Source organism: Paraliobacillus ryukyuensis (genome assembly GCF_003315295.1).
GTDB lineage: Bacteria > Bacillota > Bacilli > Bacillales > Amphibacillaceae > Paraliobacillus > Paraliobacillus ryukyuensis.
This window is the reverse complement of sequence record NZ_QNRI01000003.1, coordinates 170,920-193,355: the sequence shown is the minus strand read 5'-3', so window position 1 is coordinate 193,355 and position 22,436 is coordinate 170,920. Positions and strand designations below refer to the sequence as shown.

Annotated in this window: 19 protein-coding genes and 2 pseudogenes; 17 read left to right on the top strand and 4 right to left on the bottom strand. The window is 36.2% G+C overall.

Going from position 1 to position 22,436, the window contains the following annotated elements:
- Positions 1–143: 143 nt before the first annotated feature.
- From DES48_RS07095 to DES48_RS07065, 7 genes are all read left to right on the top strand, one after another.
- A complete protein-coding gene (locus DES48_RS07095) occupies positions 144–4,742 on the top strand; it encodes a cell wall-binding repeat-containing protein (protein WP_113868203.1) in 4,599 nt (1,532 codons plus the stop codon).
- Positions 4,743–5,272: 530 nt separating this feature from the next.
- Complete coding sequence (locus tag DES48_RS07090) at positions 5,273–5,596, top strand: PTS lactose/cellobiose transporter subunit IIA (protein ID WP_179123915.1); 324 nt, start codon at positions 5,273–5,275, stop codon at positions 5,594–5,596.
- 37 nt (positions 5,597–5,633) lie between these two features.
- A complete protein-coding gene (locus DES48_RS07085) occupies positions 5,634–7,073 on the top strand; it encodes a glycoside hydrolase family 1 protein (RefSeq protein ID WP_113868038.1) in 1,440 nt (479 codons plus the stop codon).
- 36 nt (positions 7,074–7,109) lie between these two features.
- Positions 7,110–7,433, top strand: a complete 324-nt coding sequence (locus tag DES48_RS07080) for a PTS cellobiose transporter subunit IIB (protein ID WP_079710166.1) — start codon at positions 7,110–7,112, stop codon at positions 7,431–7,433.
- A 93-nt stretch (positions 7,434–7,526) separates the two neighbouring features.
- Entirely contained in the window at positions 7,527–8,030 is a 504-nt protein-coding gene (locus tag DES48_RS07075; protein ID WP_079710168.1) for a hypothetical protein, read from the top strand.
- Between the two features lie 21 nt (positions 8,031–8,051).
- A complete protein-coding gene (gene celB / locus DES48_RS07070) occupies positions 8,052–9,416 on the top strand; it encodes a PTS cellobiose transporter subunit IIC (protein WP_245911326.1) in 1,365 nt (454 codons plus the stop codon).
- Between the two features lie 295 nt (positions 9,417–9,711).
- Positions 9,712–11,628 (top strand): BglG family transcription antiterminator, encoded by a 1,917-nt coding sequence (locus DES48_RS07065; protein ID WP_113868036.1) that lies wholly within the window; start codon positions 9,712–9,714, stop codon positions 11,626–11,628.
- Between the two features lie 62 nt (positions 11,629–11,690).
- Here DES48_RS07065 and DES48_RS07060 read toward each other — a convergent pair whose 3' ends face one another.
- Both DES48_RS07060 and DES48_RS07055 read right to left on the bottom strand, forming a co-directional pair.
- Positions 11,691–12,281 carry a GbsR/MarR family transcriptional regulator gene (locus DES48_RS07060; RefSeq protein ID WP_113868034.1) on the bottom strand — a complete coding sequence of 197 codons (591 nt, stop codon included), beginning with the start codon at positions 12,279–12,281 and terminating at the stop codon, positions 11,691–11,693.
- Positions 12,282–12,668: 387 nt separating this feature from the next.
- Entirely contained in the window at positions 12,669–13,091 is a 423-nt protein-coding gene (locus tag DES48_RS07055) for an organic hydroperoxide resistance protein (RefSeq protein ID WP_113868032.1), read from the bottom strand.
- A gap of 118 nt (positions 13,092–13,209) precedes the next feature.
- Here DES48_RS07055 and DES48_RS07050 point away from each other — a divergent pair, with 118 nt between their 5' ends.
- Positions 13,210–13,659 (top strand): MarR family winged helix-turn-helix transcriptional regulator, encoded by a 450-nt coding sequence (locus DES48_RS07050; RefSeq protein WP_113868030.1) that lies wholly within the window; start codon positions 13,210–13,212, stop codon positions 13,657–13,659.
- A gap of 32 nt (positions 13,660–13,691) precedes the next feature.
- The gene (gene rlmH, locus DES48_RS07045; protein ID WP_113868028.1) at positions 13,692–14,171 is read left to right on the top strand and encodes a 23S rRNA (pseudouridine(1915)-N(3))-methyltransferase RlmH; all 480 of its coding nucleotides are present in this window, start codon (positions 13,692–13,694) and stop codon (positions 14,169–14,171) included.
- Between the two features lie 239 nt (positions 14,172–14,410).
- Here the strand turns inward: rlmH and DES48_RS07040 are convergent, their stop codons facing one another.
- A complete protein-coding gene (locus DES48_RS07040; RefSeq protein WP_113868026.1) occupies positions 14,411–14,890 on the bottom strand; it encodes a DinB family protein in 480 nt (159 codons plus the stop codon).
- A gap of 24 nt (positions 14,891–14,914) precedes the next feature.
- Positions 14,915–16,144, bottom strand: a complete 1,230-nt coding sequence (locus tag DES48_RS07035) for an MFS transporter (RefSeq protein ID WP_113868024.1) — start codon at positions 16,142–16,144, stop codon at positions 14,915–14,917.
- Positions 16,145–16,277: 133 nt separating this feature from the next.
- On the opposite strand from DES48_RS07035, the gene DES48_RS07030 reads away from it, so the two are divergent.
- From DES48_RS07030 to DES48_RS06995, 8 genes and pseudogenes are all read left to right on the top strand, one after another.
- The gene (locus DES48_RS07030; RefSeq protein WP_113868022.1) at positions 16,278–16,859 is read left to right on the top strand and encodes a CGNR zinc finger domain-containing protein; all 582 of its coding nucleotides are present in this window, start codon (positions 16,278–16,280) and stop codon (positions 16,857–16,859) included.
- Positions 16,860–16,967: 108 nt separating this feature from the next.
- A pseudogene (locus DES48_RS16590) lies at positions 16,968–17,072 on the top strand (transposase); the annotation flags it as partial.
- Between the two features lie 36 nt (positions 17,073–17,108).
- Positions 17,109–17,935, top strand: a pseudogene (locus DES48_RS07020) (IS3 family transposase); the annotation flags it as partial.
- Entirely contained in the window at positions 17,910–18,011 is a 102-nt protein-coding gene (locus DES48_RS16585; RefSeq protein ID WP_113868201.1) for an IS3 family transposase, read from the top strand. The pseudogene DES48_RS07020 and the gene DES48_RS16585, both read left to right, overlap by 26 nt.
- 523 nt (positions 18,012–18,534) lie before the next feature.
- Positions 18,535–19,401, top strand: a complete 867-nt coding sequence (locus tag DES48_RS07010; RefSeq protein WP_113868016.1) for a helix-turn-helix domain-containing protein — start codon at positions 18,535–18,537, stop codon at positions 19,399–19,401.
- 23 nt (positions 19,402–19,424) lie between these two features.
- Positions 19,425–20,384: an FAD:protein FMN transferase gene (locus DES48_RS07005; protein WP_113868014.1), complete on the top strand. Its 960-nt coding sequence runs from the start codon at positions 19,425–19,427 to the stop codon at positions 20,382–20,384.
- 22 nt (positions 20,385–20,406) lie between these two features.
- Complete coding sequence (locus tag DES48_RS07000) at positions 20,407–21,015, top strand: NADPH-dependent FMN reductase (RefSeq protein ID WP_079710209.1); 609 nt, start codon at positions 20,407–20,409, stop codon at positions 21,013–21,015.
- 18 nt (positions 21,016–21,033) lie between these two features.
- The gene (locus DES48_RS06995) at positions 21,034–22,221 is read left to right on the top strand and encodes an NADPH-dependent oxidoreductase (protein WP_079710211.1); all 1,188 of its coding nucleotides are present in this window, start codon (positions 21,034–21,036) and stop codon (positions 22,219–22,221) included.
- Positions 22,222–22,436 lie beyond the last annotated feature (215 nt).

Sequence of the window (22,436 nt, the reverse complement as noted above, 5' to 3'; positions counted from 1 at the left end):
TTAAATTGACAATCCATTACAATTATAATATTATTTTAACAAGTTTTGGATTTAATGTAAAAAGTTAATGGAAGGAGGCAAGAGAATTTTTAACGACTGATAGTAAAAAATTCAAAGTAATAGGGGGAGGTCCTATCGTGGCGATGTTTAAGAAGAGTTTTGTAGCTGTTCTCGTTATTATACTAGTATTCTCTAATTTGAATCTAGTATCTGCTAATGAAAACCAAACCAAAAAATCGGTTATCTCGAAGCTCGAACAAATTAACAAATTGAGAAAATCAAAAACAACTAGTCTGGAAAAACCAACAGATAAAGCTACGTTCGAAGCAAGCGAGGAAGTAAGAATTATTGTTGAAGTAGAGGGTAAAACTCCTTTAGAACATGCAAATGAACAGGGCGTTCTGTACAAAGAATTATCAGAATCTACAAAAAATTCCTTCCGCAACCAAATTACCTCTCAACAGAATGCTGTAAAAGATGCAATCTCATCAAAAAGGATAGCTGTTAACTACCAAAATAATTTCAAGACATCATTTAATGGATTTAGTGGGCTCGTCAAGTTTGGCGATATTAAAAAAATTGAATCTACAAAAGGTGTTAAACAAGTTTATTTAGCCAATGAGTATAATAGACCAAAGATTACACCTGATATGGATAAGAGTCACCAATTTATTGGATCAGAACAAACGTGGAAAGTAGATGGTTATAAAGGAGAAGGGATGGTTGTTGCTGTCCTAGATACTGGTGTGGATCCAGACCATCAAGATTTTGTGTTAAGTGAAGATACCGAAGAAGCACTAACAACAGATGGAGTGAAAGCACTTATCGCAGAAAATAGTTTGAAGGGTAAGTTTTTTACGGAGAAAGTACCATTTGGCTATAACTATTACGATCACAATGATACCATTCTTGATCTTGGCCCGGGAGCGTCAGAGCACGGAATGCACGTTGCTGGTACAGCAGTAGCGAACGGTAAAATAAAAGGAGTTGCTCCAGAAGCACAAGTACTTGGTATGAAAGTGTTTAGTAATGATCCTAATTATCCGTCAACGTGGTCGGACGTGTACTTAGCAGCAATTGATGAGTCTATCATGTTAGGTGCGGATGTGCTGAATATGAGTCTGGGTTCAACCGCGTCTTTCTATGAAGCTAATAGCCCAGAAGACATAGCAATTACTAGAGCAGTTGAAAATGGCATTGTAGCAGCGATTTCTGCTGGTAACTCTGGCCATGTTGGGTATGGATGGGATAACCCTTTCTATCAAAATCCGGATATCGGTGTCGTTGGTGCACCTGGTTTAAATACTGATTCAATTCAAGTTGCAGCTTCTGGCAATGAAGCCTATCTATACGAACATAAATTTTCCGTACCAGGTGAAGATTTTGAAGCTAGTGGTTATGGTGCAGATGATTGGACAAGCCTTGCAGAATTAAAAGGTTTAGAAGTGGTTAGTTTAAGCAAATTAAATGATGGCGCTACGGTGTACGGCGATACTTCTGATTACGAAGGTGTAGATGTAGAAGGTAAAGTCGTTCTCGTTAGTCGTGGAGAACTATCTTTTAATGCTAAAACAGAAAATGCTGCGGCAGCGGGCGCTGTTGGTATTATTGTTTATAATAATAATCCAAGTGCTACATTCTATAAAGATCAAGGTGGATGGAGCATCCCCTTTGCTATGATTCATCAAAAAGAAGGGTTAGCATTAGAGAAATTGTTCGCTGAGGGGCCTCTTTCATTAAAAGTTGAAAAGTTAAGTGAAAAAGAAAGTCCGGAAATGGGTAGGTTGACAGACTTTTCTTCTTGGGGAACAACGCCAAGCTTAGAACTTAAACCGGAAATTACCGCTCCTGGTGGCAATATTTATTCCACCTTACAAGATAATAGCTATGGTAGTATGAGTGGTACGTCGATGGCTTCCCCACACGTAGCTGGTGGTTCGGCTTTAGTACAACAATACTTAGAATCTGATGAGCGGTTTGCAAACTTATCAGCAGAAGCGCGTTCCCGTTTGGCAAAAGCACTATTAATGAATACTGCCGAAGTAATTGTCGATTTACAAGAACAACCATTTTCACCACGACGCCAAGGTGCTGGTATGATGCAATTACATGATGCTGTAACTACGCCACTTGTGGTTGTTGATCAACAAACGGATGAAGCTAAAGTAGAATTAAAAGACTTTACTTCTAAAACATTTACATTAAATCTTACTGCGGAAAATATAACAGATAAGGCCGTCTCTTATGAAGTGGATACGAGTGTATTAACCGACACATTACAAAAGAGTTCAACGGTCGATTACAATGCACTGATAGCAGGGGATATGGAAGATGCAGTAGTAAATGCACCTAAAACAATTGAAGTACCAGCTGGTAAGTCAATAGATTTTACGGTCACTGTAGATATTTCAAATGCTAAAATCCCTGGTATCGATAAGAGTGGAAATGCAACAACTTTTGAATTACAAAAAGATATCTTTGTTGAAGGGTTTGTAACGTTAACAGATACTTCTGGTGAAGCTGCTCCATTATCCGTACCATATACAGGTTTTTATGGTGAATGGGATAACCCACAAGTAGTCGATGGATTTGCAGATTTAGACGAACCTGCATATTATGATTTGTCTTCTAGCGGCTTTACAAATATGCTTTATGGTGAATCAGGTAATTTCACAGCCTCAGTATCAAAAGATGACAATACATTCTATCCTATTTCTCCAAATGGAGATGGTTATTTCGATGACATCTATCCATTACCAGCATTTTTGCGTAATGCAACGGAAATGCAATTTAATATTTTAGATGCCAATGACAAGCAGTTGCGTACGGTGTTAAAACAATATGATGTACGTAAGACCTATTACGATGCAGGAAATGGTTCTAACTACAGCTTTAATGCCGATCGAAGCTGGGATGGGACAAATGATAAGCGGGTAGTAAAAGACGGTCTGTATTATTATGAAATTAAATCAAAAATCGATTACAAAGATGCTGATTGGCAATCAAAGAAAATTCCTGTCTACTTAGATACAACTGCCCCATCTGTAGAAGCAACTTATGACGCAGAGGCACAAAAGCTTAGTATGGAAGGCAAGGATAGCGGAACAGGCCTTGCAACTTACTATGTCTTTGTCGACGGTACGCTAGTTAATTCCTACGATGCATCTGAATCATCGGTTGATTTAACAGGAAAAGTAAATGATGATTCCATCATTGAAGTAGCTGCCGAAGACAATGCCGCAAACCTTGGTTACAGTACGGTTGCGGTTAATGATACCGAACGTCCAGTCGTTTTTATCGATGAGGAGGCGCCAGAACCTTATGGTGTATACGCTTCTAACGAGGTTCGTGTTTCAGGTTACGTAGAAGAAAATGGGATGTTAGACAGTATTACGGTTAATGGCGAATCAATCGATTTCACAACTACGGAAGATGGGACGTATGCATTTGAGACGACCGTTACTTTTGAAAAAGACGACAAGTACGAGATACAGGTAACAGCGACTGATGTAAGTGGCAATGAATACGGGGTCTCACGTAAAGTGTTTATTGACACAACCAGTCCTAAGATAAGTGTCGATATACCTGAGTTTGTTGACCATGATGTTAAAGAGCTTACTGTTCCATTTACATTGGAAGATAATTATCACGCTATATCGTTGACAGTAGGTGATGATCACGTTTTTGAAGAACCTTTCTCAAGTCCGGTAAGCATCATGGAACCATACAAAGAAACTGTAGAACATACAATCTCACTTGAATCAGGAAATAACACCTTTGTGGCAAAAGTCGAGGACTTTGCTGGTAATACAGTAGAAAAGGAATTCAGTGTTTATCGCAACGAAACAGAAGGACGGGTTGATCGCCTTGCTGGAGCAGATCGTTATGAAACCTCGGCAGCAATTAGTCAATCTGGTTGGAAGTCGTCTGACGTAGTAGTACTCGCACGTGGAGACGACTATGTCGATGCCTTACTTGCGACACCCCTTGCGAAGAAATATGATGCGCCATTATTATTAACGGAAAAAGATGTGCTAACCGAAGCTACCAAAGCAGAAATCGAGCGACTTGGTGCTAAGCAGGTGTATGTAATTGGTGGGGAGCCTTCCATTAAAGCCGGTGTTGTTAACACGCTCACGGACCTTGACTTAGAAGTAACAAGACTAGCTGGTAATGACAGATATGAAACAGCTGCCGTTATCGCGAATGAAGTGGCTCCAGATGGCGCTAACGAAGCGGTAATTATTAATAGTGATGACTTTCCTGACGCTTTATCCGTGGCATCCTATGCAGCTGCGCAAGAGATGCCCATCCTATTAACTAGAAAATATGTTGTGCCAAGGGCTACAAAGAATGCTTTATATGACTTAGATGTCAATAAAACATTAGTTATAGGTGGAAAATCTGTCATTTCGAATTTCGCAACATCTGCTCTGCCAAAATCAAAACGCTTATCTGGCGGAAATCGCTATGAAACATCAGTTGAAATTGCAAAACACTTTGATGTATCAACAGATAAGTATTTTGTTGCAACAGGCAAATCCTTTGCAGATGCCCTATCTGGCGCAGCACTAGCAGCAAAAAAAGGAACCGGTATCCTGTTAGTGGAAGACGAGGTGACTTCTGAAACAGCTGATTTCTTAACAAGCAAAGGGATTGAATTAATCACTGTGCTTGGCGGAAAAGACATCGTTAGTGAAGATGTGGTTACGCAACTAAATGATATTTTAAGTAATGACTAACACGATATTATAAAAAAGAAGAGAGACTAAGACATAATTAATTGTCAAACCCAACAAATGAATAATTGAGGATAGGGTAAACCAGTGCAACTGGAAATATAATTGCGTGCTGTGGGTACGGGCTCAGTTAACTTGGTAAATAAATTCGCTTTACCAAGTGGATCTTCTGCTCGTGGGACTGCGATTACTCGTCCCATCAAGAACCTTTGGGACTGCGATTACTCGTCCCATCAAGAACCTTTGCTGTGGCCACTAGAGCTTCGTATATTTCCAGTTGTGCTTTATTATTCTTCTTTACAATAAAACGAGTGATAGATCTCATTAAAGGTCTATCATTCGTTTTATTTACGTACCGGCCTCTTATTTTATTAAAAGAAGATGAATTTTAAGATGTAGTCTTTTTCCTTATCGATAAGGAAAAAATATGAATTTAAAAGAAAGCGTTTTCCATTTAAAGTATAAGTAAGCAATTAAATAATATAAAGAAACTTTTTAAAAACAGGAATGTTTAGAAGAAGAGAGGGATAATCATGAGCGTTGAAGAAATTAGTTTTGAAATCATATTACATGGTGGAAATGCTCGAACTTTATCGACAGAAGCGATACAGGAAGCAAAATCCGGGAATTTTGATTTAGCTGAACAAAAGCTTAAAGAAGCGAATGAAGAAATGACGAAAGCACACCGTCCACAAACCGATCTTATTCAAGGGGAAATGCGGGGAGAGACAACAGAGATTCGATTATTACTGATTCATGCGCAAGACCATTTAATGAACGCTATGACCGTATTTGATTTAGCCCAAGAATTAATTGATATACACAAGAAAATTAGCTTAAAGGAAACCAATCACTAAAACCTATACACAGACTGAATGAAGGAGTGATCATGACATGTTACATGAGAAACATAAACCATTCCCGCAAGACTTTTTATGGGGAGCAGCATCAGCTGCGTACCAAATTGAAGGTGCTTGGAATGTGGATGGTAAAGGAAAGTCTAATTGGGATCAATTCGTTCGAATCCCTGGTAAAACATTTAAAGGAACAACCGGTGATGTGGCTGTTGATCATTACCACCGCTATAAAGAAGATGTTGCCTTAATGGCTGAAATGGGGATGAAGACCTATCGCTTCTCTATTGCATGGACGCGCATTTTCCCCAACGGAAAAGGAGAAGTAAATCAAAAAGGTATTGATTTCTACAATCAACTAATTGACGAATTGATCAAATACAATATTGAACCAATCGTTACTATTTATCATTGGGATTTACCGCAAGCATTACAAGAGGAATATGGCGGTTGGGAATCTAGGCAGATTGTTGAAGATTTTAAAAATTATAGTATTACGCTGTTCCAGGCATTTGGTGATCGTGTGAAATATTGGGTATCACTAAATGAGCAAAATATTTTTACTAGATTAGGCTATCAAACAGCTCTCCATCCACCTGGGGTAAAAGATGATAAATTGTATTACCAAGTGAACCACCATGCGAGCCTTGCAAATGCTGCTGCCATTAAAGCATTTCGTATGTATGTTCCAGATGGAAAAATTGGCCCTAGTTTTGCATACTCACCAGCCTATGCCGCAACAGCTAAGCCAGAAGATGTGTTGGCAGCTGAAAATGCGGAAGAATTGACCAACCATTGGTGGATGGATGTCTATGCGTGGGGAGAATATCCAAAAGCCACTTGGAATTATTTAGAAAGGGAAGGAATTGCTCCACAAATAGAGGAAGGTGATCTTGCGTTACTAAAAGAAGGCAAGCCGGACTTCATGGGGGTGAATTATTATCAAACGACCACGTATGAAAAAAATCCATTAGATGGTGCAACTCTGGAAGCAAATTTTAATACAACTGGAAAGAAAGGAACGATGGAAGACTCAGGTATACCCGGGTTATATAAAACAGTTAGCAATGACAATTTAGAAAGAACCAACTGGGATTGGAACATTGACCCACAAGGGTTACGGATCGGTCTTCGAAGAATTACCAACCGCTACAAGCTACCTGTTTTAATTAGTGAAAATGGGCTTGGAGAGTATGATCAAGTGGAAGCAGATGGTACGATTCAAGATGATTATCGTATTGAATATTTACACACCCATCTAGTAGCAATTCAAGATGCAATTACAGATGGTGTAGCTGTCATTGGTTATTGTGTGTGGTCATTTACTGATCTCCTTAGCTGGTTAAATGGATTCCAGAAGCGTTATGGTTTTGTCTATGTGAACCAACATGAAGAAGGGGAACATGACTTACGTCGCATAAAAAAGAAAAGCTTTTATTGGTATAAGGAAGTTATTGAAAGTAATGGAGAGAAACTTTAACTAAGTAATTCATCATATTAACGGGAGGAATGTAACATGCAAAAAGTATTAATTATTTGTGCAGGAGGCATGTCATCATCTTTGATGGCAAAAAAAACAACAGCATTTTTAAAAGATAAGGGACACGATATTCTAGTAGATGCAACTTCTGCTACAGAAGGAAGTAACATGATTGAATCAAGTGATTTTAATTTATTTTTAATTAGTCCACAAACAAAAATGCATTATAAAAAATTTAAAGAGGCTGGTGATCGAGTCGGTAAACACGTCGCAAATATTCCACCGCAAGCTTACGTTCCAATTCCTATGGGGGTAGAGAAACTTGGTAATGTCATTTTAGAAGAACTTCCAAAGGAATAATAATTAGTTAAAACCGTTTTTATACAGCTGCTTCACCATCCTACACTTCTTGTAGGAGATGAAGCACAAAATGAACAAATGAGGGATTTGCATATGAAGAACAATGAAATGGCGCAAATAGAACAAAATCGAAAAAATTTAAGTATCAAAACGATGTACTTTAATCGATATTTACTTGTCCGATATGTTTCCGCCTTATTCTTTTTCACAAATTTATATTGGTTCATGGCTTTGTTAATGAGTGATTCACGGCTATATTTCATCCCATTATCATTACTTGTTGTATTGGTGATTAGTACATCAGAACAGGTAAAAATGTATAGTAAACACGCAAACATTGCGAAAAAAACAAAGTACTGCTTTAGAATCTTACTGGCTACAAATGCAGTGTTACTAATACCGATGTTCTTTACTTCAGCTTTTACTGCATTATTTCCCTTTTTTCTCTATCAAGGGAAATCTATCTTACTAATTTCAGCGATTTTAATTGCTGGAATGGCATTAAGTTTATGGATGCTTCATCGCCTAAATAAAATTGAACTAAATGAAGATAAGCATTTTAAACGAATGAAACATTATGAAGAGGCGATTAATTAATTATTAAAGAAAAGGGGTATTATGATGGAAACAGAAAACAATAAAGTATTCGCATTATTGGAAAAGTATCTGATGGGCCCTATGGGTAAAATTGCTTCCTTTCGAGTCGTTCGTGCAATCATGGCAGCAGGGATGGCTTCGATACCATTTGTAATTGTTGGTTCGATGTTTCTGGTATTTAATGTGTTGCCGCAAACATTTACGTTTTTAGAAGGTTTTTATAATGCTACATTTTTTCGAATAAGTGATTTATATATGTTAGCAAATAAAGCAACGATGGGCATACTCGCGCTATATTTTGGCTTAGTGATTGGTTATGAATATACGAAGATTTATGCCGAAGAAGAATCGTTAAATTTAAATCCATTAAATGGTGCACTACTTTCCCTGCTTGCATTTTTCATTACGATTCCGCAATTGGTATTAGAAGATGGTACCATGTCATTAGTTGAACAATCGGGTGAAGATGGTAACGCAATTGTATTTGGATGGGAAATAGTTGGTGATGGTGTAAGTCGTCTAGGAGCAACAGGAATATTTACCGCAATTCTTATGGCCATTGTGGCTGTACAATTATATCGACTTTGTGTGAAACGAAATTGGGTTATAAAAATGCCTGAAGCAGTACCTGAAGGTGTATCTAGATCGTTCACAGCATTAATTCCAGCATTCTTTGTTGCTATTGTAGTATTAGTTATTAATGGCGCGCTCATTGCATTAGGTACAGATATTTTTAAAATGATAGCGGTTCCTTTTGGGTTTGTTGTTAACTTAGCGAATAGCTGGCTTGGTATTTTAGTTATCTTCTTCCTCGTCCACGCTCTTTGGATTGTGGGAATACATGGTGCGACTATTGTGTTTGGGTTTTTAACACCTATCGTGTTAGCGAACATGCAATCTAATATTGCTGGAGCAACGATTCCATTTGCAGGTGAATTTAACAATTCCTTTGTTATCGTTGGTGGTTCTGGTAGTACCTTAGGGTTAGTATTCTTTATTGCCTTCTTAGCTAAGTCATCACAATTAAAAGTTTTAGGAAAGGCAGCGCTTGCTCCTAGTCTCTTTAATATTAATGAACCGTTAATCTTTGGTTTGCCAATTGTTTATAACCCATTTTTGGCGATACCGTTCTTTTTAGCACCAATGGTAACAGCCTCTATCGCTTATTGGGCGATTAAGCTTCAACTAGTCGAGCCAATAATTGCCCAAATGCCTTGGCCGACACCAATCGGTGCAGGTGCCTTTATTAGTACGGGGGGCGACCTAATGGCAGTTGTTCTTGCAGTGATTTGTACTGCTGTAGCATTCCTCATTTGGCTACCGTTTATTAAGATGTACGATAGTAAACTAGTAAAACAAGAACAAGGCGGAGAATCGATTATTTAATTGGAGTGTAAAAGTGAGATAGAGTTTGCGATAGGAGGACGCATCGGTGTCCTTCTATTGCTATTGTAGTGAAGGAAAGTGTCGTGCTATTATCATTTTCTTAAGTAATTCCTATTACCTTCTCATATAATTATTAAAGCAAATACGTATGGAAATTAATAAGCTAGTTTATTAAATAAAAAAATTGTCTGAATTTGTTGTTATGTGTTTGGAAATAATTTATAGTTAAGAAAAAAGTAAAATACTAGCTTTCTTTTGGAAAAGAAAGGGAGTGATAACGATACTAACTAGTAGAATGAAAGTAATATTAAAAGAATTAATGGCGACAAGTGCTCCATTAACGAGTAATAAATTAGCAGATCGAATACAAGTAACTTCACGAACAATTCGAAATGATATAAAGGCACTAAACGAAGTGTTATTCAAAAGTGGCGGATTTATTAAATCTACCAGAGGAAAAGGGTATCAGTTAGAAGTAAGCGACAATAGTAGATTTAAAGATTTTTTACAAAACATGTCTGAGAAGTCACTTTCTAATGACACACCTGCTTCTCCTGAAGAGCGTGTGATTTTTATTCTTAGAAAGCTCCTTTTAGCAAATGGTTATATTAAATTGGATGACATTGCAGATGAATTATATATAAGTAAGTCCACATTGAATCATTATGATTTAATTGAGATAAAGCAAATACTCAAACGGTTTAAACTGACGTTGGAAAGTAAGCCACATTATGGCATAAAGGTAATAGGCGATGAAATGCAAGTAAGGTTTTGTATCTCCGAGTACGTATTTAATCGCACAAAAGTTCCTATTGAAACGCATCATAGTGACGACATTCTTCCAAAAGAAGAAATAGATAAAATTTATACGATTATTTTACAAGAAGTAAAAGCAAATAAAATCGAGATGTCCGATGTTGCATTAAATAATTTAAGTATTCATTTTGCTATTGCTTGTAAGCGAATCACTAGTGAAAAATATGTTCTGCTTGCACAAGAAGAGGTGGAAGAAATCTATCACCTTATGGAGTATCAAGTGGCGAAACAAATTGTCGCAAAAATCGAAGCAGCTTTACACGTATCTTTTCCAGAATCAGAAATAGCCTATATCGCGATTCATTTACTAGGAACGAAAAAAATAGCAAAGATAAACATTCCTCCACAAGAGTTTGATGCATTTGTTGACCATGATGTAAGAGAAGCAATAAAAGAGATCATCTTCAAGGTTGATGAACGTTTAAAATTACAGTTAGTAGAAGATCACGAACTATTTATTGCTTTGGGACTACATTTACAACCGGCCGTAAACCGACTCCGATATGGCATGAATCTAAGGAATCCAATGCTTGATGAGATAAAAGCTAAATATCCGTTGGCATTTGAAGCAGCAGTATTAGCAAGTAAAGTATTGCAAGAAAGATTAGCGATTACCATCGATGAAGATGAAATTGGTTATATAGCATTGCATATTGGTTTAGCAATTTTTAGAAAAAAGATGGAACAAGGTGTTAAGCGTTGCATTATTGTTTGCGCAACTGGTTCGGGAAGTGCGATGTTACTCAAATATCGATTGCAATCCAAATATCCTAATCAACTACAAGTAGTGGACACGATTGATTACTATCGATTTAATGAAGTATCGCTAGCACAGATTGATTTTATTATTACGACGATTCCTATCGAAACCAAACTACCTATCCCTGTTCTCTATGTGAATACGATATTAGGATCAGAGGATTTGCAGCATATCGGTCATTATCTCCAGAGCATCAATAAGAATAAAAGAGGATTTTTAAAAGAGGATTTAATCTTTCTTCATAAAGATCTGCAAACAAAAGAAGCCGTTATACAGTACTTATCAGAGAAATTAGTGACAGCTGGCTATGTCACTGCATCATTTTGTCACTCTGTTTTGGAAAGAGAACGATTATCTACTACTAGCTTTGGAAATATGGTTGCTGTTCCGCATCCATTAGAACCTTTCAGTCCTGAAACATTCTGGACCATTTGTACGTTGAAAAAACCAATTGATTGGGAAGGAAATCGTGTGCAATTTGTGTGTTTATTAAGCATTGGAGAAGATAAGAAAACAGACCTAAATCATATGTATGAACATTTAATTGATATTATTGAAGATGAACAAAAAGTAAAACAACTCATTCAATGTGAAGATAACGGTCAATTTATTGAAATGATAAACGGGATGTTATAGAAGAAACAAGGTTCCACTATGAGTACGAAAGTGGGACCTTGTTTCTTTCTATCTTGCTACAGTCACTCGTTGTTAAGATTATCTGTTCCTACTCCGTCTTGTACGGCTTCTTCATCCAGCTCCTCATGTAAAGGTATAAAATCTAGAATTTCTTTTGTTTCAAAACTGTCGATTAATCGGTCGATCCAATCGTAGTAATGAAGCCAATTTCTTAGTTTCGTAAGATCCGTTTGGGCTTTTTGACGATCTTCATTAGATGTATCGGGGTTGTCACATAGTGCTTGCAATTCTGTAATAGCTTGCTTCGTTGCTTTGGCATTCATATTAATAGCTGGTCGCCATTTGAAGAGGAAATAGTCAAAAAATCGTTGATAAGGCTCATCATTAATGACATATAAATCTTTCCTAACCCCTTTGCGCCAAACCTTTTCTACCATATTTAAATCAAGCAATGTTCGCACCGCAATGCTCATACTTGTTTTACTCATGCCAAGCTCGTCTTTCATCTCATCTAAAGTAAGCGGTTTCTCGGTAAAGGCAAGTAGGCTGTATAAACGGCTGGCAGAGGGTGTAATCCCATATAAATTCATATTATGCGAGACTGCTTCAATCACTTTGCTTCTAGCACGATCAATTACATCATTTGTTCTCAATTAGGTCACATCCTGTATGTGAAGGTTATTCTATACGTTATAGATTACATGGTAATAAAAAAAATGTAAAGGTTAGGAAAATCAACTAAAACAAAGCATAAGTGTATATAGTCCCTTATTAATCATCTAATTTATACGAAACAAATTATATGAACAATAAACATTGAATATCTCAATTAATGGAATTATCATAATGAATGATAATAAAGAAAGTTAGTAAGATCTGTAAAATGGCTTTTAAACGAGCAGAACGTTCATTAACAATGGAGAATTTGAAAAATGATAAAAGCCGCTTCTTGTCCGAGGGTGAAAGAAGCGGCTTTTCTATTGTAAATTCGTAAAATAGCAGCGTGAGGTATATTTACTTTTTATTGATTAAGTGATCGATTAAACAGCAGTTGCACTAATTTCGACATCAATGTTTCCGCGTGTTGCATTTGAGTAAGGGCACACTTGATGTGCAGCTTTTACTAATTCTACTGCTTCGTCTTGTGATACACCTGAGATTTCCGCATGAAGTTTTGCTGATAGACCAAATCCACCTTCTACTTGGCCGATACTAATTTCTGCGGTCACTTTAGATGAGATATTTTTCTTTGCTTGACCTGCCACCATTTGTAGGGCACTGTCAAAGCAAGCAGCATAACCAGCAGAGAATAATTGTTCCGGATTGGTTGTACCTGCATCTTCCGTTCCACCAAGTCCTTTAGGCATAGATAAATTTAGATTCAAATTTCCATCTGACGATTGAACCGTTCCTTTACGTCCACCTTCAGCAGTTGATTTTGCAGTATAAAGCGCGTTTACCATATAAAACCCTCCAATAATTTTTGGTTAATTAAATTGTTTACAATTGAATTGTACACAATTTAATTGATGAAGTCAAACAAATTATTTTTTGCTATAATGATCCCAGGAGTGATAAACAATGACAGATCAAATGATAAAATTAGAAGATCAAATATGCTTTGCTTTATATGCAACAACACGCGAAATGACCAAACGTTATCGTCCATTATTAGAAGAACTAAATATCACCTATCCACAATACTTGGTTTTATTAGTGCTGTGGGAACAAGACGGTATCACGGTCAAAGAATTAGGTAGTCGACTATACCTCGACTCTGGAACATTAACGCCAATGTTGAAGCGGATGGCAGACAATGACTTAATTGAACGTAAACGTTCAGCAGAGGACGAACGAAAAGTAGTCGTAACTTTAACAGAAACAGGAAAAAAAGCAAAAGAAGATGCCGCATGCATCCCAGCCCGCCTTCTGGAAAATGTCGACGCCGAACCAGCCGAAGTGGAAAAATTAAAAGATACCTTAATGAAAATGCTAAAATCTTTACATGAATTAAATGAAAAAGGCGAGTAAGTATTAGACGAGTTGTGTTGGAGGTTGACCGGATGAATATTACAATTATTAGTGTGGGAAAACTAAAAGAAAAATATTTAAAACAAGGCTTTGAAGAATACGTCAAACGTTTGGGTAGCTATGCGACAATCAACTTAGTAGAAGTCCCAGACGAAAAAGCACCAGAAAATCTAAGTGATGCACAAATGACAGAAGTAATGAACAAAGAAGGCGAGCGAATCTTAGCCAAAATTAACCCAGATAGCTACGTAATCACCTTAGAAATTCAAGGCAAACAGCTCACCTCTGAAGGACTAGCTCAGAAAATGGATGAACTAGCCATCCACGGGAAAAGCAAGATTGCGTTTGTAATTGGTGGCTCGCTAGGCTTGAGTGAAGCGGTGCGAAAGCGCAGTGATTTTGCCTTATCCTTTTCGAAAATGACCTTGCCGCACCAGCTGATGCGGTTAGTGTTGGTGGAGCAGATTTATCGAGGATTTCGGATTAATCGAGGGGAACCGTATCACAAATAGTGGTAAAACAAAGGCTGGAAATTTTGATTAGTAAGGGGTGGCTAGATAAATTGTAAATTACAATAAAGGGGGATATTGCATAGAGCCCCTTTATTGATTATGATGTCTTTTGGTCGTTAATTGCTATCTTTGATATAAAATGTGCCAATTATTGAATTTTTCGAGTAACACGATGGCACCGAATAAGTATAGAAACAGAAAGGTAATTATTATATCTAATACCCAATTATCTATATTTCTTAGGATCTTATGTTGTTAATTAAACTAGTTATATTTTTAATTGTCGCAAAATGCATTCCTTCATGATATAGACAAAAACTAATTAACTCTCCTACTGATCTTAATTCAAGGCCAGTAGATGTAGTATATGGTTGCTCAATTTTTTCATCCATTCGACCATATAATAAAGAATCAACCTTACTTATTTGTTTATTTAATAAATGAATCAATTCATCCTTTTTTGGAGTATTCATATGCCATTCTTTAGGTGAAGTTCCGGGAGCAAATAGTTTATCAAAATTCTCTGGAAGTCTTGAATTTTCACCAATGAGTTGGAAACAAAATTTATCCATTACAGTGTACATGTGTCCTAAATTCCATTTAATATTATTATTTAGCCCCAAAGGTATAATTTCTAAGTTACTTTCGTTTATATCTTTAATGTAATTAATTGTGCTCTTTCGCGCAAAATGTAATTGATTTATTGGATAACTATTCATTAAATAACTTCCCTCCCTTTATTTTTATTGTGCCTTAATAGTTTTGGTTTGCAAATAGACATTATCATTTTCCATAAAAAATGTAATTACTGCACCGATTGCTAATATTAAGCCACCCATTCCAAATGCATAAGAGTAATCCCCACTTACTGTTCGAAGGTACCCACCAAGGAATACACCTAATGCAGCAAATATTTGATGAAGAAGCCAACTAAACCCTAAAATACTTCCCATTGCATTTTTACCAAATCGATCACCAATAATCCCCGTTACTAGTGGAATGATTGGCATTGATGAAACCCCATAAATAATTGAAAATACATATAACTGCCATATTCCCGGTGATATTGCCAGCCAAATAAATGCTATCAGGCGAATAATATAAAGAATAATCAATAATTTTTTCTTTCCAAAATTACGAGTTAATTGTCCAGTTACAAACATTGAAACTGCACTCGCGAGAGCAGCAATACCCAGTAATTTCCCCCCTGAAGTATCCCCTCCCAAATCAACTGCGAAATTTGGAAGATGCATGGTTACTAAGTATAGTGTAAAACCACAAGAAGCAAATCCTAGGCTTGCGATCCAGAACTGACCACTTCTTAATGCCTCTGACAATTTTGCATTTTGAGGTGGTGAAAATATTGCCTTAGAATCTCCATCAGGCAATTGACCAACATCTTCTGGATTATTTTTAACTGTAAATAAAACTAAAGGCACAACAACAATCACAATAATCATTCCAAGTACCACAAATGCAGAGCGGAAACCAGTGTTGGCAATTAGATAACCAGTTAAAGGTAGTAGTAAAAGTTGACCAATGTTCATTCCCATTGAACTTCTGGAAAGCATTTTAGCCCGTTTCTTCACAAACCATCTCGAAACTAATACTGAGTTGGCCATAGAACCACAGCCTGCAAAACCAATTGCTGTAAAAACGCCATAATAAATAAAGAATTGCCACACTTCAGTGATTGTTGCGGATAGCAAAAATGCAATTCCCATTAACGCTGCACTACTGGCGATTACGCACTTAGGACCAAATTTATCAATCAATTTCCCCATAATTGGTTGGAAAATTCCCCAAGTTATCATATTGAGAGACACTGCTAAACTAAGGGTTGTTAAGTCCCATCCGTAGGTGATATTCAGTGGCGCAAAAAACTGCCCTGCTGTCAAGTTTAGGCCAAATGCTCCCATAAGTGTGATAAATGTAATCAGAATAACTCGATTCCCCATAAAAGAATGTTGCATAAAATCTCCTCCTATAAATTTATTAACCATTAAATTATGGTTTTAATGGTTAATACGATATACAATTATAATTAACCTGTCAAGTGTGTTACAATAGGTTAATATAAAAATGTTTTAGAAATGAGGGATTATAATGATTAGGGAAAGTAACTTCCCACTAATTTCTGGTTATATATCTTTGGATTTGGTAAATACAGAAGTAGTTCGGAATGGAACCCGGTATGATTTGTTGACAAAATCAGAAGATGTAATTAATTGGGTGAATACTTTACTAGAGGAGAATATTCTTCAAACAAAACAAATTTCAGAAAATGTAGAAGAGTGGGCTAGTCAGGTCTTACCAACCTTAAGAGAGATCCGCTCATTTTTACGTAAAGGATATGAAAGTTTAGCCGATGGAGAAGATCTTTCTGAAGGATGGATTAATTATTTAGAAACAGTTATCGAAAAGGCACCTTTCACTTATAAGGTAGAAAATAAAGAGTTAATACCTGTTCCCATTGGACAACCATCTAATGTTTTAATTTCACTAGTAGCATTGGATGCCATTAAACTTTATACAAGGAATAAATTATCTTCTATACATCGTTGTGCGAATCCTAGTTGCGTTTTATTGTTTATCGATACTCGCGGAAGGCGAAAATGGTGTTCAATGAAAATATGCGGAAATCGTGAAAAAGTTACCCGCTTTCAAAGGCGACAAAAGCAAGAATGAATTAACTATTTTAAAAGAAAACGTAAGATTAATATAATTGGGGGACTTACTTAAAGGGATATTAAAGGAAATGCTTATAATGAATTACAAATTTATCTGAACATATCTGTGGCTCAAGTAGCTAGAGAAATGGATGTTAATGAAAATACTTTATATAACTGGATTAAGAAATATGGCCAAGAACCAGCGGTAAAGTCTGTTCAAACATTCTCTACTGCTGAAGCTGAATTGAGAGCACTTCGAAAGGAAATACGTGATCTCAAGGAGGAGAATGACATCTTAAAAAAGGCGATGCACTACTTCGCGAAAGCCCCTCGGTAAAGTATGAATTCATTTATAAAAATCGCTCCCAATTCCGAGTGGAGAAGATGTGCAATGTTTTGGGAGTTTCCAAGCATGGATACTTTAAATGGTTAAATCGGCCTAAAAGTGAAAGACAAAAGAAACATGAAAAACTCTCACAAGAGATAGTAAAGACTCACCTTGAATTCAAACAACGTTATGGCAGTGTTAAAATTGCGAAAACACTAAAAAAGCGCGGTATGAACGTAAGTGATCGTACAGTCTCTCGGATTATGACAAAGAATCAATGGAAGTCTTGTACAGTCAAGAAATACAAAGCTACGACTAATTCTAAGCATCATCATCCAGTAAGTGAAAATGTCTTAAATCGACAGTTTAAAGCGAGTAAACCTAACGAGTTCTGGGTTCCAGATATTACTTACATTCCAACAAATGAGGGCTGGTTGTATTTGGCGACCTTAATGGATTTGTATTCTTGCAAGATAGTAGGATGGGCTATGGGTAAAAATATGACCAAAGAATTAGTTATCTCAGCGTTAAAGATGGCATACAAACGCCAAAAACCTGGAAAAGGATTGGTTCATCATTCAGATCGTGGTGTTCAATACGCCTCTTGTGAATATCAGAATCTATTAAAAAAGTACAATATGATTGGCAGCATGAGTAGGAAAGGAAACTGTTATGACAACGCTTGTATTGCGTCCTTTGACGGAATTTTAAAGCGTGAGCTGGTTTATCAACTAAAGTATAAAACAAGAGAAGAAGCAATTTGAATACATTGAGTTCTTTTACAATTCAAAGCGAATTCATTCGACATTAAGTTATTACACACCGAATGAATTTGAATAAATGTACAGAAAAATCGCTGCTTGATTTCTCCTTCATAAAAAAGTTTAAATCTCTATAAATTTAAATTTTTTTTATGAAGGCCACCAAGCGAAGCGTGGTAGAAATCTGTGTCTATTTTCTTGACGTAGTATCAGAACTTGAAATGAAGAAAATATATTAAATTTCGTGAAGAAGCATTGCAATCTACAAACTAAATCTAACGTTGGCCATATACTTGGTCAGCGTTTTTTATATATTTTTATTTATAATATTTTATACCGAATATATATTAAAGTCGATTCTTATAAAGAGGATTTTTCGTTCGGTAGAAGATGATAACGGGCTAATTGGTTAGTTTTGTTCAATAATTTGACATAATGAAACAACTTATATATAAATTTTTATATATAAGTTGACGCTTTTTTTATGTAGATGTATAATTTAGGCAATGAAACACATGTGAATAAAAGCACAAGGGTAAATTATTCCTTTTTTGTAGTACTTACCCTAACTTTATTTAACTACTCAGAAAGGAGCACAGTAATTGAATATTCAGTGGTTTATTGATGCTCGTAAAGCTCGCGGGTTAACACAAAGTGAACTTGCAGACGGCATTTGTACGCAAGCAACACTTAGCCGGTTTGAAAATAATGGTCAATTACCGAATTTAAAAATATTAATTAAGCTTTGCAATAGAATAAATTTGCCACTTAGCGAGTTATTTCCAATAGTAGGTGTGCGCTATTCTGAAGTAGTTGAAAAAATGAATAAAGCTGAATTCTATTTAATCACAAGTAAATATGAAGAAGCGTATCAGCTAATCAATAGTATCGATATTGAAACAATTGAAGACGAACATGTATCATTTCGTTATTACTATTTAAATGGATTTATTATGATTTTCCGGCAACAGCCGATTATGGATATACTTTTTACCTTTGATCAAGTTCTACTAGAAGAAGAAACGAAGGACTCTTTAATCTTTCGGTTACTGGCTTATACTGGAATTGGTATGGTGTACGCCCGAGAAAATGACTTGTCTAAAGCTGAATTTTACTTTAACAAAGTACTTGAGAAGATTTATAATTATCCAGTTCAAAATATGGAGGGGACATGGCGGGTACTAAATATTGTATTTCAATGCGGGGTGTTTTACTCAACTATTGAGGAGCTTGAAATAAGTGATGCGCTCTTAAACTACGCTGTTACTATTTGTTCTGATAACCATGTTACGTATTATTTAGCGCGTGCTGCAATTCAACTTGCCAAAAACGCTATTTTAAAAAAGGAATCGAAAGATAAGATCTTAGAGTTAATTTATGATGCTCGTGCTTACTCAAAAGTGAACCGAAATGAAATTGCACTTGCTGAACTTATCGATCTTGAGCAATCTGTTCTTCTTGACATGTAGATTTTTGAAAAAGGAGGGTTTATATGCCTCGGTCAGAAACATCCGTTCATATGATGGGAACAATTATCGATCTTATGATTGACAGCGGTGAGAGTAAGCAGCTTATAAACCAGGTAATAGATGATTTAAAAGTTTATGATAAACGGTTTAGTGCAAATCAGTTACAATCTGAATTAATGGCGGTTAATCAGCAGGCAGGTATTACACCCATTTCTGTTCACCCAGAATTGTATCATCTAATTAAAATAGGAAAATTGCACAGTACTGCTGAAAACAGCTTTTTAAATATTGCTCTTGGACCATTAATTAAGATATGGCATATCGGCTTTAACGATGCAAGGAAGCCTACAGACTATCAAATAAACACTGTTCTGAAATTAACAGATCCAAATCAAATACAATTACATGATGAAAATAGGACCGTTTTTTTACCACAAAAGGGCATGGAAATTGATTTAGGAGCTTTAGCAAAAGGCTTTATCGCCGATCAAGTTATCCAAAAGTTAAGACAACATAAAGTAAAGACAGCCTATATTAATTTAGGCGGAAACTTTCTTTCAACTGGTTTATCATCAACGCGTAAATCAGGTGAATATCGTATCGGTATTCAAGATCCAAAAAAAGAACGACATCACTACTTACTTGCAGTCGATACTTTAAATCAATCTGTTGTTACATCTGGTGTTTACGAACGTAAGCTAAAACACGATAGTAAAAGTTTTCATCATATTTTTGATCCCAAAACGGGTTACCCTATCAAAACGGATGTTACTAGTTTAACTATTGTTTCATCTGCTTCGATTGATGGTGAAATCTGGACAACGCGCCTTTTTGGGTATCCCGCTAAAGAGATAGTCTCAATTGTGAATACTTTAACAAATATTGAATCGATAGTTATCACAAACGATTCTAATATATATATATCAAAAGGATTAAAAGGAAAAATAACCCCTTTTACTTCTACATTAAAAATCATGGATTAACAAGGAGAGGAAGAAAAATATTATGAATCATTTTATCGGTCTAGTTGGAACGAATTCTGATAAGTCTACCAATCGTCAGTTATTACAATTTATGAAACAACATTTTAGTGAAAAAGCTACAATCGAAATTGTTGAGATTAAAGATTTACCACTTTTTAATAAACCAGAAGATAAAACATTACCGCCACTTGTAAAAGAAGTGGCAGATAAGATAGAACAAGCTGATGGCGTTATTATAAGTACACCTGAGTATGATCATGCAGTTCCAGCATCACTTATGAGTGCATTAAACTGGTTGTCTTATGGGATTTATCCGTTTGTTGATAAACCTGTTATGATTACGGGCGCTTCTTACGGCACGCTAGGTTCTTCACGTGCACAAGCACACTTACGTCATATGCTTGATTCACCAGAATTAAAAGCACGAATTATGCCAAGCTCAGAGTTTCTCTTAAACCATTCGCTACAATCCTTTGATGAAGAAAATAACTTAAAAGATCTTGAAAAAACCGAAGAGCTTTCAAATCTATTTGATGATTTTCTTGTTTTTGTAAATATTGTCAATCAATTAGTACATGCACATGGTAGTAATAAAAAAGCTGCTGCAAACTTTTCTTGGGAAAATCAATAAAATAGGAGTGTGATTAATATGAAATTTGTAGGAATTGTCGGATCAAATGCAGAAAAATCGTACAATCGAAAACTACTTCACTTTATCAAAACAAAATATCAAGATCTATTCGAATTGGAAATAGTTGAAATTAAAGATATACCCATGTTTAATCAAAGTAATGACCAGACACATAGTGAACCTATTCAAAAAATAAACAAAGCAATTTTAGATGCTGATGGTGTCATTATTGCAACACCAGAGCACAATCATACAATCCCTTCTGGTTTAAAAAGTGTTCTGGAATGGTTATCATTTAATATTCATCCATTTGATGGGAAACCTGTAATGATTGTAGGAGCTTCCTATTTTAATCAAGGTTCATCTCGTGCGCAACTACACTTGCGTCAAATCCTAGATGCCCCTGGAGTAAATGCGATCGTGATGCCGGGTAATGAATTTTTACTAGGTAAAGTAAAAGAAGCTTTTGATTCGAATGATCAATTAAAAGATGCTAATACAGTCAAATTCTTAGGAAGTGTTTTAGAGAAGTTCACAAAATTTGTTAGCTTAGTTAATCGATTAGAAGCACCTAAAGAAGAGCCGTTGCCAAAAGAGGATCTACATGCAACGAATGCGATAGATACTACGATTGCAGATGTTGATATGGCGGCAGAAGACTGGGTTGAACAAGCTGCAAAGAAAGTCAATGCAGTTGAAGGTAATACGTATGTAAAATTAAATCGTGGTATTTTAACAGTAGATCAAATCAATACTTTCCTTGCATCAATGCCAATGGAATTAACCTTTGCGGATGAAAATAATCAATTCTTATATTATAACTATACGAAGGAAGCCGCAGATATGCTGGCAGACCGTGTTCCTGGACAGGTTGGAAATCCGCTTGTGCTTTGCCATCCTGAGCGCTCGCTAGGTAGTGTAGAATGGGTTATTCAACAACTACGTTCTGGTAAGCAAGATGCTGTTCGGGTAAATGTTCCGACACATGGTCCAGATAAATTTGTTGTACACAATTATCAAGCAATGCGTGATGAAGAGGGGAATTATAAAGGTATTAATGAATATATTCTTGACTTTAAACCGATTGTTGATTGGTACTTAAAACAAACAGGACTAAAACTTGAAGGTGAAATAGATGCTGGATCTGGCGCCTCTGCAAAAGATCACGGTGTAGACGCAGGTTCCGGAGCAACAGCTAAAGGGTAAGTGTGGGAAACAGGGGATAGTTCATTTAGAGAGCAATCGGAATTTTGCAATAAAGAAGGCACAACTAGTGGAACTTATCTGCTCGTTGTGCCTTCTTCTATTTATATAATAGGCATAATATTGATTGTTCAAGAATGATGGCTCTATTATCTATTTTAGATCCGGTTTGATGGGGGCCTTCAAGGTGCTGTGCACAATCATGTGGTGGTTCTGTA

What these genes read in the sequence shown, in the direction of transcription:
- DES48_RS07090 (WP_179123915.1), top strand. Translation starts at nt 5,273, where the DNA reads ATGAGCGTTGAAGAAATTAGTTTTGAAATCATATTACATGGTGGAAAT.
- DES48_RS07005 (WP_113868014.1), top strand. Translation starts at nt 19,425, where the DNA reads ATGCCTCGGTCAGAAACATCCGTTCATATGATGGGAACAATTATCGAT.
- DES48_RS07055 (WP_113868032.1), bottom strand. Translation starts at nt 13,091, where the DNA reads ATGGTAAACGCGCTTTATACTGCAAAATCAACTGCTGAAGGTGGACGT.
- DES48_RS07030 (WP_113868022.1), top strand. Translation starts at nt 16,278, where the DNA reads ATGATTAGGGAAAGTAACTTCCCACTAATTTCTGGTTATATATCTTTG.
- DES48_RS07080 (WP_079710166.1), top strand. Translation starts at nt 7,110, where the DNA reads ATGCAAAAAGTATTAATTATTTGTGCAGGAGGCATGTCATCATCTTTG.
- DES48_RS07035 (WP_113868024.1), bottom strand. Translation starts at nt 16,144, where the DNA reads ATGCAACATTCTTTTATGGGGAATCGAGTTATTCTGATTACATTTATC.
- DES48_RS07050 (WP_113868030.1), top strand. Translation starts at nt 13,210, where the DNA reads ATGACAGATCAAATGATAAAATTAGAAGATCAAATATGCTTTGCTTTA.
- DES48_RS07000 (WP_079710209.1), top strand. Translation starts at nt 20,407, where the DNA reads ATGAATCATTTTATCGGTCTAGTTGGAACGAATTCTGATAAGTCTACC.
- rlmH (WP_113868028.1), top strand. Translation starts at nt 13,692, where the DNA reads ATGAATATTACAATTATTAGTGTGGGAAAACTAAAAGAAAAATATTTA.
- DES48_RS07040 (WP_113868026.1), bottom strand. Translation starts at nt 14,890, where the DNA reads ATGAATAGTTATCCAATAAATCAATTACATTTTGCGCGAAAGAGCACA.
- DES48_RS07095 (WP_113868203.1), top strand. Translation starts at nt 144, where the DNA reads ATGTTTAAGAAGAGTTTTGTAGCTGTTCTCGTTATTATACTAGTATTC.
- DES48_RS07065 (WP_113868036.1), top strand. Translation starts at nt 9,712, where the DNA reads ATGAAAGTAATATTAAAAGAATTAATGGCGACAAGTGCTCCATTAACG.
- celB (WP_245911326.1), top strand. Translation starts at nt 8,052, where the DNA reads ATGATGGAAACAGAAAACAATAAAGTATTCGCATTATTGGAAAAGTAT.
- DES48_RS07085 (WP_113868038.1), top strand. Translation starts at nt 5,634, where the DNA reads ATGTTACATGAGAAACATAAACCATTCCCGCAAGACTTTTTATGGGGA.
- DES48_RS06995 (WP_079710211.1), top strand. Translation starts at nt 21,034, where the DNA reads ATGAAATTTGTAGGAATTGTCGGATCAAATGCAGAAAAATCGTACAAT.
- DES48_RS07075 (WP_079710168.1), top strand. Translation starts at nt 7,527, where the DNA reads ATGAAGAACAATGAAATGGCGCAAATAGAACAAAATCGAAAAAATTTA.